The sequence below is a fragment of the Enterobacter sp. E14S genome (genome assembly GCF_055666685.1).
The window spans coordinates 340,184-354,164 of sequence record NZ_JBVODQ010000003.1; the positions used below are offsets into that span (position 1 = coordinate 340,184).

At 58.3% G+C, this 13,981-nt stretch carries 11 protein-coding genes and 1 pseudogene; 2 read left to right on the plus strand and 10 right to left on the minus strand.

Annotated features, from left to right (window positions below; genetic code table 11):
* Positions 1-34 precede the first annotated feature (34 nt).
* On the minus strand, positions 35-1,630 hold the full coding sequence (locus tag ACZ6J2_RS09765; RefSeq protein ID WP_047653234.1) for an ABC-F family ATPase: 1,596 nt from the start codon (positions 1,628-1,630) through the stop codon (positions 35-37).
* A gap of 222 nt (positions 1,631-1,852) precedes the next feature.
* On the opposite strand from ACZ6J2_RS09765, the gene ldtB reads away from it, so the two are divergent.
* Positions 1,853-2,773 carry a L,D-transpeptidase gene (gene ldtB, locus ACZ6J2_RS09770; RefSeq protein WP_023310896.1) on the plus strand — a complete coding sequence of 307 codons (921 nt, stop codon included), beginning with the start codon at positions 1,853-1,855 and terminating at the stop codon, positions 2,771-2,773.
* Between the two features lie 42 nt (positions 2,774-2,815).
* On the opposite strand, the gene ACZ6J2_RS09775 is transcribed toward ldtB, so the two are convergent.
* The 9 genes and pseudogenes from ACZ6J2_RS09775 to mntR all read right to left on the minus strand — a co-directional run bounded on the left by ACZ6J2_RS09775 (position 2,816) and on the right by mntR (position 13,454).
* Positions 2,816-3,532 carry a GntR family transcriptional regulator gene (locus ACZ6J2_RS09775; protein ID WP_471725596.1) on the minus strand — a complete coding sequence of 239 codons (717 nt, stop codon included), beginning with the start codon at positions 3,530-3,532 and terminating at the stop codon, positions 2,816-2,818.
* A 15-nt stretch (positions 3,533-3,547) separates the two neighbouring features.
* Entirely contained in the window at positions 3,548-4,870 is a 1,323-nt protein-coding gene (locus ACZ6J2_RS09780) for a PTS sugar transporter subunit IIC (protein WP_471725598.1), read from the minus strand.
* Between the two features lie 51 nt (positions 4,871-4,921).
* On the minus strand, positions 4,922-6,298 hold the full coding sequence (locus ACZ6J2_RS09785) for a glycoside hydrolase family 1 protein (RefSeq protein WP_471725599.1): 1,377 nt from the start codon (positions 6,296-6,298) through the stop codon (positions 4,922-4,924).
* Between the two features lie 147 nt (positions 6,299-6,445).
* Positions 6,446-7,486 carry an aldo/keto reductase gene (locus tag ACZ6J2_RS09790; RefSeq protein WP_023310892.1) on the minus strand — a complete coding sequence of 347 codons (1,041 nt, stop codon included), beginning with the start codon at positions 7,484-7,486 and terminating at the stop codon, positions 6,446-6,448.
* A gap of 102 nt (positions 7,487-7,588) precedes the next feature.
* Entirely contained in the window at positions 7,589-9,112 is a 1,524-nt protein-coding gene (locus ACZ6J2_RS09795) for an efflux transporter outer membrane subunit (RefSeq protein WP_471725602.1), read from the minus strand.
* A pseudogene (locus tag ACZ6J2_RS09800) lies at positions 9,112-10,571 on the minus strand (DHA2 family efflux MFS transporter permease subunit); the annotation flags it as partial. The gene ACZ6J2_RS09795 and the pseudogene ACZ6J2_RS09800, both read right to left, overlap by 1 nt.
* Before the next feature lie 107 nt (positions 10,572-10,678).
* Positions 10,679-11,773 (minus strand): HlyD family secretion protein, encoded by a 1,095-nt coding sequence (locus tag ACZ6J2_RS09805; protein WP_471725603.1) that lies wholly within the window; start codon positions 11,771-11,773, stop codon positions 10,679-10,681.
* Positions 11,774-11,874: 101 nt separating this feature from the next.
* Positions 11,875-12,984 carry an anion transporter gene (locus ACZ6J2_RS09810; RefSeq protein WP_048976792.1) on the minus strand — a complete coding sequence of 370 codons (1,110 nt, stop codon included), beginning with the start codon at positions 12,982-12,984 and terminating at the stop codon, positions 11,875-11,877.
* Entirely contained in the window at positions 12,981-13,454 is a 474-nt protein-coding gene (mntR, locus tag ACZ6J2_RS09815) for a manganese-binding transcriptional regulator MntR (protein WP_023310887.1), read from the minus strand. Before mntR ends, ACZ6J2_RS09810 begins: the two co-directional genes overlap by 4 nt.
* A 183-nt stretch (positions 13,455-13,637) precedes the next feature.
* Here mntR and mntS point away from each other — a divergent pair, with 183 nt between their 5' ends.
* On the plus strand, positions 13,638-13,766 hold the full coding sequence (gene mntS, locus ACZ6J2_RS09820; protein ID WP_014831181.1) for a manganase accumulation protein MntS: 129 nt from the start codon (positions 13,638-13,640) through the stop codon (positions 13,764-13,766).
* Positions 13,767-13,981: the final 215 nt, after the last annotated feature.

Below are 13,981 nucleotides of genomic sequence, written 5' to 3' on the forward strand. Positions count from 1 at the left end.
CCAACGCATCTGCAGCGTGAAAGACGACGGGAAATTAGCCGTCGATACCTTTACTACGCAGGTAATCTTCGTAATTACCGGTGAAGTCCACCACGCGCTCTGGCGTAATTTCGATCACGCGGGTCGCCAGCGAGCTGACGAACTCACGGTCGTGAGAGACGAAGATCAGGGTACCCTGATACATCTCCAGCGCCATGTTCAGGGATTCGATAGATTCCATGTCCAGGTGGTTGGTCGGTTCGTCCATCACCAGGATGTTTGGTTTTTCCATCATCAGCTTGCCGAACAGCATGCGGCCCTTCTCACCACCGGAGAGCACCTTAGCCGGCTTTTTGATGTCGTCCTGGCTGAAAAGCAGACGACCCAGAATGCTGCGCACCGCCTGCTCGTCGTCGCCTTCCTGCTTCCACTGGCTCATCCAGTCGAAGACGGTGAGGTCGTTTTCGAACTCGTATTCATGGTCCTGCGCGTAGTAGCCAATCTGCGCGTTTTCAGACCACTTCACGGTGCCGTTGTCAGGCTGCAGTTCGCCGACCAGCGTTTTCAGCATGGTGGATTTACCCACGCCGTTGGCGCCGAGGATGGCAATCTTCTCGCCCACTTCCAGCAGCAGGTTGAACTTTTTGAACAGCGGGCCGTTCTCAAAGCCTTTTGCCAGGGCTTCCACTTCCAGCGCGTTACGGAACAGTTTCTTGTCCTGCTCGAAGCGGATGAACGGGTTCTGACGGCTGGAGGCTTTGACTTCGTCCAGCTTGATTTTGTCGATCTGACGGGCACGCGAGGTCGCCTGACGCGACTTAGAGGCGTTGGCGCTAAAGCGGCTGACGAAGGACTGCAGGTCAGCAATCTGCGCTTTCTTCTTGGCGTTATCCGCCAGCAGACGTTCACGCGCCTGGGTGGCCGCCGTCATGTACTCGTCGTAGTTGCCCGGGTAAACGCGCAGCTCGCCGTAGTCCAGATCCGCCATGTGCGTACAGACCATGTTCAGGAAGTGACGGTCGTGCGAGATGATGATCATGGTGCTGTCGCGATCGTTCAGCGTCTGCTCCAGCCAGCGGATGGTGTCGATGTCCAGGTTGTTCGTCGGTTCGTCGAGCAGCAGGATGTCCGGGTTAGAGAACAGCGCCTGTGCCAGCAGCACGCGCAGCTTCCAGCCTGGCGCCACTTCGCTCATCGGGCCGTAATGCTGTTCAACCGGAATGCCGACGCCCAGCAGCAGTTCGCCCGCACGCGCTTCCGCCGAGTAGCCGTCCATCTCGCCGTACTGCGTTTCCAGATCGGCCACTTTATAGCCGTCTTCTTCGCTCATTTCGGCCAGCGCGTAGATGCGATCGCGCTCCTGCTTCACTTCCCACAGTTCCCCATGCCCCATGATCACGGTGTCGAGCACGGTGAACTCTTCGAAGGCGAACTGATCCTGACGCAGCTTACCGATGCGCTCATTAGGATCGAGCGAAACGTTACCGAGCGTCGGCTCCAGGTCACCGCCGAGGATCTTCATAAAGGTGGATTTTCCGCTACCGTTGGCACCAATGAGGCCGTAACGGTTGCCGCCGCCAAATTTGACGGAAATGTTTTCGAACAGCGGCTTACTGCCAAACTGCATAGTGACGTTGCTGGTAACTAACACGGGGAGATTCCTGCGAAAAGTGTGATAAACACGGCATTATGCCACAATTCCGAATTGAGATCCCGTGTTGCGGCAATCCACTAAACTTTAACAAAATCGAAAAAAATGTGATTTCGTACACATCTGAATTCCCTGTAAGCGGGAATGCACATATAATGCGCTCCCATCACAGATTCAGACTTATCAACTCATCGCCAGAATGGCTTAGATACCTCGCACAACATGAACATGAAATTAACAACGCTTTTAGCGGCGGCGTTAGCCGTAGTAGGTTTTTGTAAGACCGCGTCTGCGGTGACGTATCCCCTGCCAACAGACGGTAGCCGTCTGGTAGGCCAGAACCAGGTTGTGACGGTACCAGAAGGTAACTCTCAGCCACTGGAGTATTTCGCTGCGCAGTACCAGCTGGGCCTGTCTAACATGCTGGAAGCGAACCCGGGCGTTGACCCGTATCTGCCGAAAGCGGGCACCGTGCTGAATATTCCTCAGCAGCTGATCCTGCCGGACACCGTTCATGAAGGTATCGTGATTAACAGCGCCGAAATGCGTCTGTATTACTACCCGAAAGGCACCAACACCGTTATCGTGCTGCCAATCGGTATCGGCCAGCTGGGTAAAGACACCCCGATGAACTGGACCACCAAGGTTGAGCGTAAGAAAGCGGGCCCAACCTGGACGCCGACTGCCAAAATGCACGCGGAATACATCGCTGCGGGCGAACCGCTGCCAGCCGTTGTACCGGCAGGCCCGGATAACCCAATGGGTCTATACGCGCTGTACATTGGCCGCCTGTACGCTATCCACGGTACCAACGCCAACTTCGGTATCGGCCTACGCGTAAGCCACGGCTGCGTGCGCCTGCGTAACGACGACATCAAATTCCTGTTCGAAAACGTGCCGGTCGGTACGCGCGTGCAGTTCATCAACGAACCGGTGAAAGCGACCTCTGAGCCTGACGGCAGCCGCTACATCGAAGTGCACAACCCGCTGTCCACCAGCGAAGACCAGATCAACAACAACGAAATCGTCCCTGTTACGCTGAACAGCGCGGTGCAGGCGGTGACTTCTCAGCCAGACGTAGAAACGGCGATTGTTGACCAGGCCGTGCAGAACCGCTCCGGTATGCCGGTGCGTTTGAACTGACAGAGAAGCATTAAAAAAGCGGGCCTCGTTGCCCGCTTTTTTTTATCCGTTATTCACGATCACGATCCCGCCGTGGTCGTACCGATAGTGGCAGTGGGCATACTCCAGCGGCGTGCCGTCCTCCAGATAAATCACCTGCTCCACCTCCAGGACGGGATCGGTCTGCTCGCAGACCAGATGCTCCCTGTCCAGCGGATTGGGCTTAAGCGCCCGCACCACCCGATACGACCCCATAATTTTCAGCGCCAGCGTCTCCTGCACGTACTGGAACACTGAACCTTCAAGATGGTTTTTCGTCAGGCCCGGCACCAGATTCATCGGCATTACCGTGGAATCCAGCGACATGGGTTCACCGTTCAGCAAACGGAGTCGAATGAAGTCATAGACAGGCGCATCGGCGTTAATCATCAGCGACGCCTGTTCTTTTTCGTTCGGGAAGCGCAGTTCAAAATGCACCACCCGGCTGGTGACCGTGCCCAGATGCTCCCAGGTTTTCGTGGCGCCGAAGTAGTCGCTGCCGGAGAGATCCCACTGCGAGAGTTGAAGGAAGTTTTTGCGGATAAACGTTCCCTGTCCCTGGCGGGTATAGACCAGACCTTCGACGATCAGCTGGCGCATCGCCTGCTGAATGGTCATCCGGCTGGAGTTGAACTCTGCCGCCAGCGCAAACTGGTCCGGCAGGGGTTCGTTGGCGGCGTACTGCTGGCTGATAATGCGTTTTTTAATTTCCCGCGCTATGGTGATGTACTTCGCCGCCATCGTTCTTCCTTTCAGTTAGTTTTCTATCCCGCTGTTTTTCAACGCCACTCTCTCGGCAATCTTGAGGAAAGGCAGGTAGAAGAATACACCAAATACGATGATTGCCAACTGCACCACCACCGCCCGCCAGTCCCCCGCCGTGGCCAGCCAGGCGCTGAGAATGGGCGGCGTTGTCCACGGGATCATCACCACGCAGCGCGACATCAACCCCAGCGTGGTACAGAGCCAGGCGAAGTAAATGCCGATGGCGGGCAGCAGCACGAATGGGATCATCAGCGGCAGGTTAAACACGATCGGCAGGCCAAAAATCACCGGCTCGTTGATGTTGAATAAACCGGGCGCCAGCGACAGACGCGCCACCTGCTTCGCCGACTTTTGTCGGGAGAAGATAAAGATGGCGATCAGCAGCGAGATGGTGCTGCCCGTGCCGCCCACCATGCCAAACGTTGGCACGAAGATGTTGTTGATGATATGCGGGATGGGCTGACCGTTGGCGAAAGCCAGCATGTTCTCGTTGGTGTTGATCAGCAGGAACGGCTCCAGCACCACGCTGTTAACGACTGACTGATGAATACCGAGCGTGAACAGGAAGTTACCGAAGCTGTAGATGAAAATCGTCCCCGGCAGGCTGGTGTTGATCAGCCGCAGCGGCTGCTGGATAAAGGTCGTAATGAGATGGATCAGGTCCGTGTGCAGAACGTTTGCCAACAGCGCCGCCAGCACCGCGAACAGGGAGAGCGTGAGGATGGTCGGGATCAGCGCGGTAAAGGATTTGCTCACCGCCGGAGGCACGTTTTCCCCGAGGGAAATGTGCAGCGCCTTCAGGCGCGAAATAGCGATAAACAGTTCCGTTGAGAGAAGTCCGATCAGCACCCCGGCGAAAATCCCGGTTGAGCCAATATTGGTGAACGTCAGCACCTGGGTGACGTTCACCGCGGCATCGCTGCCGACGGGCGTAATCTGCAGGCGCATCGGCATCATGATGATGAAGCTGCTGACGGCGATAACCACTGCCGAGACCGGATTGTCGAAATCTTTGTTGCGCGCCAGCGACCAGGCAATCATCGGGGCCAGCAGCAGCGCGGCGATGTTCAGCGTGCCGTTGATAATCGCCTCGCCCCACACCTTAAACTGCGCGAGCGTGTCGCCGTGAAAAATCCACGGAAATACCACGTTGTTCACCAGCACCGCCAGACCGGCGAGGATGAAAATCGGCATCACCGTGGCGAAAGCGTCGCGCAGGGAGCGCAGGTGCACCTGATTAGCCAGGCGCGCCGAGAACTCTACAAACTTATCGACAAAAGACTGCATGTGCGGTGTTATTTTTGTTTCAGACATAGCGGATAGTTCCCATCAATCAGTCACAAAAACGGCCCGGCAGCGTACGGCTTACATCTCGCGTCCGTTGGTATGGATAACCTGTTTTAACCACGCGTAACTCTTCTTCGGCACGCGCTTCAGGTCTTTCAGGTCGTGGTTTTCACGGTTGACATAGACCACGCCATAGCGCTTACGCATGTCGCCCTGGGAGCTGAGAATGTCGATTAACCCCCAGCCGAGGTAGCCGATCACCTCCGCCCCGTCCTCGAACATCGCCTCCTTCATGGCATTGATATGCGCCCGGTGGTAGTCGATGCGGTAGGTGTCCTCAATCGGATTGACGCCGTCCCAGGACTCAATCACCCCGATGCCGTTCTCGATCGGGAAGACCGGCATCCGCCAGTCGTTGGCGTAGCGGGTGATGATGGTGCGAAAGCCCAGCGGATCGATCTGCCAGTTCCACTCGGTGGCCTTCAGGTACGGGTTGTTTTTCTCGCCGTGCAGCAGGTAATAGTTCACCGGCGTGCCTTCCGGGATCGCATCGCTGTCCAGCGTTTTGCTGGCGTAGTAGCTGAAGGCCATAAAGTCGTTTTTAGTGCGCGCCAGCAGCGCTAAATCCTCGGCGCGGTAGATATCGCCAAAGCCCTCCTGCTCCACCACCGCCATCACCGCCGGGCTGTAGCCCTGCCCTGCGAAGACGCGCAGCAGGTTCTGGTTGAGGAACTCGTCGTACTGCTGGGCGCAGAAGATATCGCGCGGTTTGCAGGTGGCCGGGTAGATCAGCTGGTGCGCCAGCATGCCGCCCATCAGCTGGCCCGGTCTGGTCTGATGCAGATATTCGGTCAGCGCCATGTGCGCCACCATCGTATGGTGCTGCAGCTCGTACAGCTCGCGCAGGGTTTTGTCGCCGTGCATATAGCCGGAAATGCGGAACGCTTCAGGCATATGGAAAATGTTCTGCTCGTTGAAGGTCAGCCAGTACTTCACGCGGTCGCCATAGCAGTCGATCATCTTTTTGCCGTAGCGGATAAAGGCCTCCATCACGCGGCGGTCGTTGAAGCCGTTGTACTCCTGCGCCAGCGCCAGCGGCATATCGAAATGGTACAGGCAGACCATCGGCTCGATACCGCGGGCGATGAGATCGTTGATAAAGCGGTCGTAAAACGCGATCCCCTCGTCGTTGAACGCGCCGTCGCCCTGCGGGCAGACGCGGCTCCATGAGATCTGGAAGCGGTAGCAGTTCATGCCCAGATCCTGCATCAGGTCGAAATCTTCCCGGTAGCGGTGATAGGAGTCGGTCGCGACTTTCCAGTCGGAGACGTTCTCCCCGGCTTCGCGAATGTCGTACACCGACATGCCTTTCCCACCCTCGTTCCATGCGCCTTCAGTCTGCATGCTGGACACCGAGTTGCCCCATAAAAAGTTGGCCGGCAGCGAATTGTTCATGCTCTCTCCCTATATGACTAGTCATTTAAAATTTAATGACTAGTCATATAGGCGAAGATGAAATGGGGATCAAAGAGGAGGATCGTTTTTTGTGAGCAATGCAGGAAAAAAGCCCCGGTTAGCGATGCACTACCGGGGCAAGGAAGATTATTGTTGCGCGAGCTGATTGCGGCGATATTCCCCCTGCCGCTCCAGCATCCAGCCCGGGTATTCGCGCGGCAGCGCGCTCACCGCATCAAGCTGCTTGAGTTCGTCTTCGCTTAAGCGGATCCCGGTCGCGGCGATATTGTCGTCCAGCTGTTCGACGCGTTTCGCCCCAATGATGACGCTGGTCACCGCTTTCTGATGCAGCAGCCACGCCAGCGCGATTTGCGCGACGGAGACGCCCTTGCTTTCGGCGATAGTGCGCATCACGTCCACGCAGTCGAAGGCGCGATCTTTGTTCACCGGCGGGAAGTCAAACTCCAGACGACGACCGCCGGCTTCACTCTGACCGTCGCGGCCATATTTTCCGCTCAGCAGACCGCCCGCCAGCGGGCTCCAGACCATCAGCCCGACGCCTTCGCTCTGCATCATCGGTACCAGCTCGCGCTCCAGATCGCGCCCGGCAATGGTGTAATACGCCTGCAGCGACGCGAAACGCGCCAGTCCAAGACGTTCAGAAATACCGAGCGCTTTGGCAATCTGCCAAGCCGCCCAGTTCGAGACGCCGATGTAGCGCACGTGGCCGTGCTGCACCAGGTTATCCAGCGCATAGAGCATTTCTTCAATCGGCGTTGCGGGGTCGAAGCCGTGAAGCTGGTAGAGATCGATATGATCGAGCTGCAGGCGGCGCAGGCTCTCCTTCACGCTGCTGATGATGTGATAGCGCGAGCTGCCGCGCGAGTTCACCCCTGCAGTTCCCGTTTCGCCGAACACTTTCGTCGCGACCACCACGTTCTCGCGAGGGATCTTCAGGTTTTTCAGCGCCTGACCGGTGATCTCCTCCGAGCGTCCTTCCGAGTAAACGTCCGCGGTGTCGATAAAGTTGATCCCGGCATCCAGCGCGCGGCCCACCAGCTGCTCGGCTTCACTTTGCTGGAGCTGGCCAATCTTGCCCCACATGCCGCCCTCACCGCCGAAGGTCATGGTGCCGAGGCACAGTTCAGAAACAAACAGACCGGTGTTGCCCAGTTTTTGATAACGCATAAGTTATTCCTCGCATGTCGATTGGGTACCCGATAGTTATACCCGCCCCTCAGCCATCGCGAATGTGGTGTTCCTGTCCGTTTCTTGCCCAATCCTCTGAATTTATCCGCGCGGGGCGTCGCCAAAGACGCTGTAGTCCGGTAACTGCACCTGCTGATACGGCTCCCAGCCGCCGCCGAGGGCCTTGTAGAGCGCCACCAGATCGAGCGCGCTCTGCACCTGCGCCTGTGCGCGCTGCTGCTGGGCCTGCGCCAGCTGTCGCTGGGCGTCCAGCACGTCGATAAAGCTGGCAATCCCCTGGCGGTAGCTGTCGCTTGCCAGGTCAAAGGCGTTTTGCAGGGCGTCGATCGTTTTTGCGAGACCCGCTTCACGCTGCTGGTCGGTGCGATAGCTCACCAGCGCGTTTTCCACATCCCCGAGCGCGGTCAGCACCGTCTGGCGATAGTCCAGCACCGCCGCTCCCTGCTGCGCGCGCGCCACCTTGACGCTGGAGACCAGTCGACCGCCCTGGAAGATGGGAATAGAGACCTGCGGGCCGAAGCTGTAGAAGTGGCTGCTCCAGTCGGTCAGCCAGTTGGTTTCGCTGTTGCGCAGGCCAAACTGCCCGGAGAGCGTAAAGCTCGGGAACAGCTCCGCCACCGAGACGCCGATTTGCGCCGTGGCGGCATGAAGGTTCGCCTCCGCTTCGCGCACGTCCGGACGGCGTCGTGCCAGCGTGGACGGAATGCCGGTCTGCACGATATCCGGCAACGCCGGCATCGGCTGCGCAGACTGAAGTTCGCCATCCAGCGCCCCTGGCGGCTTGCCGAGCAGGATCGCCAGGCCGTTCATCGCCTGCCGCTCCTGCGCCTGATATTGCGGAAGCTGTGCTTCAAGGTTGCCTAACTGTGCCCGGGCGTTTTCCACATCCATCTGCGGCGACAGCCCGCCCCGCTGGCGGCTTTCGGTCAGATCCAGCGTCTGCTGCGCGCTTTTAATCTGGGTGTTCAGCGTGGCGATAATGCTCTGCGCCCCGCGCAGCTGTAGCCACGCGCGCGCCACTTCGGCTTCCAGCGACACCAGCGCGTCGTTACGCTGCTCGATGGCGGCTTTCTGCTGCGCTTCGGCGGCTTCCACCTGACGACGCACCTTGCCCCACAGATCGATTTCCCACTGGGCGTCGAAGCTGCCCTGGTAGAGGTTAATCGGCTGCGTCAGCGGCCCCAGCGCGCCCTTCAGGTTGGGATCGATGCTATCCACCTGGTCATACACGCCATGAGATTTCAGCTCTCCTTCCAGGCCAAGCTGCTGGCGCGTCGCCTGCAGATTGCCGTTGACCGACGGATAAAACGCCCCGCCCGCCTGGTTAATCTGCTCTCGCGCCCCGGCGATGCGCAGCACCGTCTGCTGCAGCGTCAGGTTTCCGGCAATGGCACGCTCAACCAGGCTGTCGAGCTGCGGCGAGCCGAAGGTCTTCCACCAGCGCGGATTGGTCGCGGCGGAGGTGGTTTGCGATTTCACCGCGCTGTCGCCCTTATCGTTCCAGTGCGTAACGGCGGGCGGCGCAGGCTGCTGGTAGCCCGGCCCGACGGCGCAGCCCGCCAGCAGCATCATTATCATCAGGGGGTGTAAACGTCTGTGTATCATCAATGTGCTCCTGCACTCCCCTCGCTCTTAACCGGCGAGAGCAACAAACAAAACGGAATCAGTAACAAGGCCACCGCGCTCAGGATGGTGAAGACGTCGATGTAGGCCAGGATGCGCGACTGCTCGATCATGGTCTGGTACATGCGTCCGGTGGCGATGCCGGTGGGGTCGCCCACCTGGGTGGTGAAGTTCTGGATCGCCTGGGCGCTTTCGCGTATCGCCTGCTGGAACTGCTCGTTAAGCGGCGAGGCGTGATACGCAAGGTGCGCGCTGTGCGCCTGCGCGCGTTCGGTGATGGCCGCCGTCGAAAGGGATATGCCAATCGAGCCCGCGACGTTGCGGAACATGGTAAACAGCGCCGCCGCATCGGCATTCAGCCGCCTCGGTATTGAGATAAACGCAATCGTCGTGAGCGGCACAAACAGGAACCCCAGCCCTATCGACTGGGCGCTGCGAAACAGCACCAGCGTTTCGAAGTCGATATCCGGCGTCAGCGTTCGCGACCAGAAGAACGACACCGCCAGACAGGTAAAGCCAAAGGCGATAATCCAGCGCGTCTGCACCACCGGCATCAGCTTCAGCACCAGCGGAATGGTTAACACAATCAGCACCGCGCCGGGCGACAGCACCAGCCCCGACCAGGTAGCGGTGTAGCCCAGGTCCTGCTGCGCCAGCTGCGGGATCACCACCGAGCTGCCGTACAAAATCATCGCCATCCCCGCCATCAGCAGGCTGGAGATGGCAAAGTTGCGGTCCTTCATGCAGTGCAGATCCACCACCGGCTTTCTGGCATACACCAGCCAGTAGATGGCGCCGATAATGCCGACAAGCGTCAACACGCCGAAGGTGCGGATAAAGTTCGAGTAGAACCAGTCCTCATCTTCTCCCCGGTCGAGCATCACCTGCAGACAGCCCAGCCCCAGCGCGATCAGGCCGATCCCCGTCCAGTCGATAGTCAGCTTCTCTTTTGATTTACTCTCCCACGGCGGATCTTCCAGCAGCTGGTAGATCGCCAGCACCGTCACAATCCCCACCGGAATGTTGATAAAGAACACCCAGCGCCAGGAGTAGTTATCGGTGATCCAGCCGCCCAGCGTCGGGCCGAGCACCGGCGCAACGATAATCGCAATGGAGGACAGACCAAACGCTTTGCCCCTGTCTTCGGGTTTGAAGTAGTCGAGCAGCACCGACTGCTGCGTGGGCTGCAGCCGCCGCCAAAAAAGCCCTGCATCACGCGGAACAGGATGATCTGCCACAGCTCGGTGGCAATCCCGCACAGGAACGAGCAGACGGTGAACATGACGATGCAAATCAGGAAGAACTGCTTGCGGCCAAACACCCGGCTCAAAAACGCCGAGATGGGCAGCACGATGCCGTTCGCGACCAGATAGCTGGTTAACACCCAGGTGGATTCGTCATAGCTGGACGAGAGCGAGCCTGCCACGTGGGGCAGCGCCACGTTGACGATGGTGGTGTCCAGAATTTCCATGAATACCGCCAGGGTAACGACAATCGCCACCGCCCACGGATTGCTGGCGGGTTTCCAGCTGTCGTGGCTGTGATCCGTCATTCCACCGTCACCTTCGGTGCAACCGACAGCCCCAGCGGCAGCGGTTTGTTCGGATCGAGGCCTTTATCAATCACGATTTTGACCGGCACGCGCTGCACAATTTTGACGAAGTTACCGGTGGCATTTTCTGCCGGGAAGGCGGAGAAGCGTGAGCCGCTGCCCTGCTGGATACTGTCTACGTGGCCCTCGAGCGCCATATCCGGCCACGCGTCGACGGACACGGTGACCTTATCGCCCGGCTTCATGCGCTCAAGCTGCGACTCTTTAAAGTTCGCGACCACCCACACGTTCGGGGAAACCAGCGAGAACAGCGCCGTTCCCGCCTGCACCAGCGTGCCGGGCTGCACGTTGCGTTTGGTGACAACGCCGTCGAAAGGGGCGCGGACTTCGGTATAGGAGAGGTTAAGGTTGGCCGTTTCCAGCTGCGCTTTAGCCTGATCGACCTGACGCTCGCGCGCTTCAACGTTGGTTTCCTGCTGGCGGATTTGCAGCTGGACCTGCTCTGCCACTTCCAGCTGCGCCTGAGCGCTGGCCAGCCCCGCCTGTGCGCTGCGCAGCTGTGCGTTCGCGGAATCGATACTTTGCTGGGTGGTCGCGCGCGGGTCGACGCCGCGCTGACGACGGTACTCTGCCTGCGCGTTCGCCAGATCGGCCTGCGCTTTCAGCACCTGCGCTTTGGCTTCGTCACGCTGGGCAGGATACTGGACTTTTGAAAGCGCCAGCTGCGCCTGGGCCTGATGCAGCTGCGCGATGGCCAGCCCAAGCTGGGCCTGAGCCTGATCGCGCTGCGCGGTGGTGTCCCGCGGATCGATAACCACCAGCAGATCGCCCTTTTTCACGCGCTGGTTATCGCGCACGCGCAGCTCGGTAACGTAGCCCGCCGTTTTGGGGGCAATCGTCACCACGTCGCCGTCGGTAAAGGCGTCGTCGGTCGTCTCTTCGTTACGGGTTAAAAACCACCAGACCAGCGCCACGACCACCATTACCACCACGACAATGCCGAGGATAATTAACGGTTTCTTGCCCGGGCGCTTACGCTCATTATTGTTTTTGTCCTGCTCGTCAGCAGGCGGGTTTTGATCTTCAGCCATAGTTCAGCAACGGTCCTGTCAGTGAGCGGCATCACACTATGCCGTTCACTAAAGCTAGGACGTTGCTATACGTTTGCCAGGAAAAACTGACAAATTGCGCACTATATGAGAAGGAATATTCCGAAACCGATCGCCGCGGCCCAAACCAGCATCGGAATCGACCAGACGTGGAAACGCCACCAGATACGACGGTCGTTGGCCATACGCAGCGCAATCAGATTTGCCAGCGAGCCGGGCAGCAGCCCAAACCCGCCGATGTTCACCGCCCAGGCCAGGAGCGTATCGGGCGGAACATAGTTGAGCAGCAGAATGGTGGACGGTACGTTGCTGATAAACTGCGACAAGCCAATCGCCGTCAGCCACAGTCCCGGCTGAGACAGCGTACTAACGCTGTGCAGAACGTTCTGCAGTACCGGAAGCTGGATAAGAAGATGCACATCAATAAACATCGCCATAAAGACCAGCAGCAGCGTCCAGTCCACGCTCACCAGCACGCGACGCGCCAGGACGACAAACCCCGCGGCAACGAGCAGGACGCCCGCCAGCTCATACTTCAGCTCCAGCGCGAACAGAAAGACGATGTATAACCCGAGACAGCTCCACACCAGGCGCGGCTGCCACTGCGGGCCGGTTGTGCCACTGTGGTACTGCAGCTTTTTATCCGGAAACGCGAACCAGCATACCGCCAGCAGCGACAGCATCATCACCAGCGCCAGAGGGGCCATCTGCCAGGTAAAGGCGGCGAACGACAGACCGGACCGTCCCCACAGAAGGATATTTTGCGGGTTGCCGATTGGCGTCAGAAGCGAGCCTGCATTGACGGCCAGCGCTTCAAAGATGATCAGCCGGCTGACCGGGATCTCGCACAGCTTACGCAGCGTGAGCGTGAGGGGCACGATGATAAACAGCGCCACATCGTTGGTCAGAAACGTCGACAGCACCGCGGCGGAGAACACCATAAACAGGGACAGCCTGCGCTCGGTGGCAAAGCGGCGCACCATTTTACGGCCCAGAACGTCAAAGTAGCCGCTCAGCTCGACCCCTTTGGTGAGCATCATTAAACCGCTCAGGGTAATGATGGTGCGCCAGTCAATTGCGGCGGGCCAGGCGTGTGGCGCAAAAGGCACAAAGAGGCTTAACGCTGCGCCAATGATTAATAAGAGATGGAAGAAACGATCGCGTGCCAGGGCCTGCAGTCCGGGGATTTTCATTCGGCGGAGGGACCATATTTAAGGGTAAATTCGCGAAACTTCACCAGCGTCTCTTCGCTGACGTGGTGTTCCATGCCTTCCGCATCCCGGCGGGCAATCTCCGGGCTGACGCCCAGCACCAGTAAAAAATTCTCGACAAGCTGATGGCGCTCGCGGCTCTCCTGCGCGAGTTTCTCCCCTTCCGGCGTCAGAAAAACACCGCGCCAGGGGATCATTTCAATTAAGCCCACGGAAGCCAGGCGTTTTAACATTTTAGCGACAGTTGGCTGTGAAACCCCCAGCCTGGCGGCCATATCGACCTGGCGCGCTTCACCGACCTCACGAATCAGATCGGAAATGAGTTCAACATAATCATCAATCAGTTCACGCCGGTGCGCTTCACGGACCTGGCGAAAACCTTCGACATGTTCTTCAACATTCACCAGTTGCGTCGTTTTCCTCATTGTCGGATGACCTGCGCGACGGTTCATTGTACTTCCTCAGTGGGGTGACGCTTCCAGCGCCCGGTTTGGAGAGCGCACATTGTAAACCATAGCTCCGCAAGCACAAAAAATTAACGAAATAGCCATAGCTATACAATATAGCCTGTGCTATATCTGTATGTAATGCAGTCACCCTTCACGGATCGAAGGGATCAAAACTCAGGAGGTCTTATGAACGAATTCAAGAGGTGCATGACCGTGTTTACCCACTCTCCCTTTAAAGTGCGCTTAATGCTGTTGAACATGCTGTGCGATATGTTTAACAACAAACCGCATCAGGACGACAAACCTTCCCACTAAGCGGCGTTGCGGTACGCCGCTTCATTTTCCCGTCACAATCTCGCTGTAAACTGGCTTCCAGCCGCCTTATTCCCGATCTTTTTTACGGATTTGCAATCCCCTTCGCAAAACATCTGCTTAGCAACTGTTGATATTATTTAGCGCTCGCACTATCTTCTTGCAGCCCTGCACAATTTGCGGCTCGCTGAAGCGGACCCTCATTCCCTCTCCACGCA

Coding starts and splice junctions, on each gene's coding strand:
- ACZ6J2_RS09785 (WP_471725599.1), bottom strand. CDS start 6,298: ATGAACAATTCGCTGCCGGCCAACTTTTTATGGGGCAACTCGGTGTCC.
- mntS (WP_014831181.1), top strand. CDS start 13,638: ATGAACGAATTCAAGAGGTGCATGACCGTGTTTACCCACTCTCCCTTT.
- ACZ6J2_RS09780 (WP_471725598.1), bottom strand. CDS start 4,870: ATGTCTGAAACAAAAATAACACCGCACATGCAGTCTTTTGTCGATAAG.
- ACZ6J2_RS09810 (WP_048976792.1), bottom strand. CDS start 12,984: ATGAAAATCCCCGGACTGCAGGCCCTGGCACGCGATCGTTTCTTCCAT.
- mntR (WP_023310887.1), bottom strand. CDS start 13,454: ATGAACCGTCGCGCAGGTCATCCGACAATGAGGAAAACGACGCAACTG.
- ACZ6J2_RS09795 (WP_471725602.1), bottom strand. CDS start 9,112: ATGATACACAGACGTTTACACCCCCTGATGATAATGATGCTGCTGGCG.
- ACZ6J2_RS09790 (WP_023310892.1), bottom strand. CDS start 7,486: ATGCGTTATCAAAAACTGGGCAACACCGGTCTGTTTGTTTCTGAACTG.
- ACZ6J2_RS09775 (WP_471725596.1), bottom strand. CDS start 3,532: ATGGCGGCGAAGTACATCACCATAGCGCGGGAAATTAAAAAACGCATT.
- ACZ6J2_RS09805 (WP_471725603.1), bottom strand. CDS start 11,773: ATGGCTGAAGATCAAAACCCGCCTGCTGACGAGCAGGACAAAAACAAT.
- ldtB (WP_023310896.1), top strand. CDS start 1,853: ATGAACATGAAATTAACAACGCTTTTAGCGGCGGCGTTAGCCGTAGTA.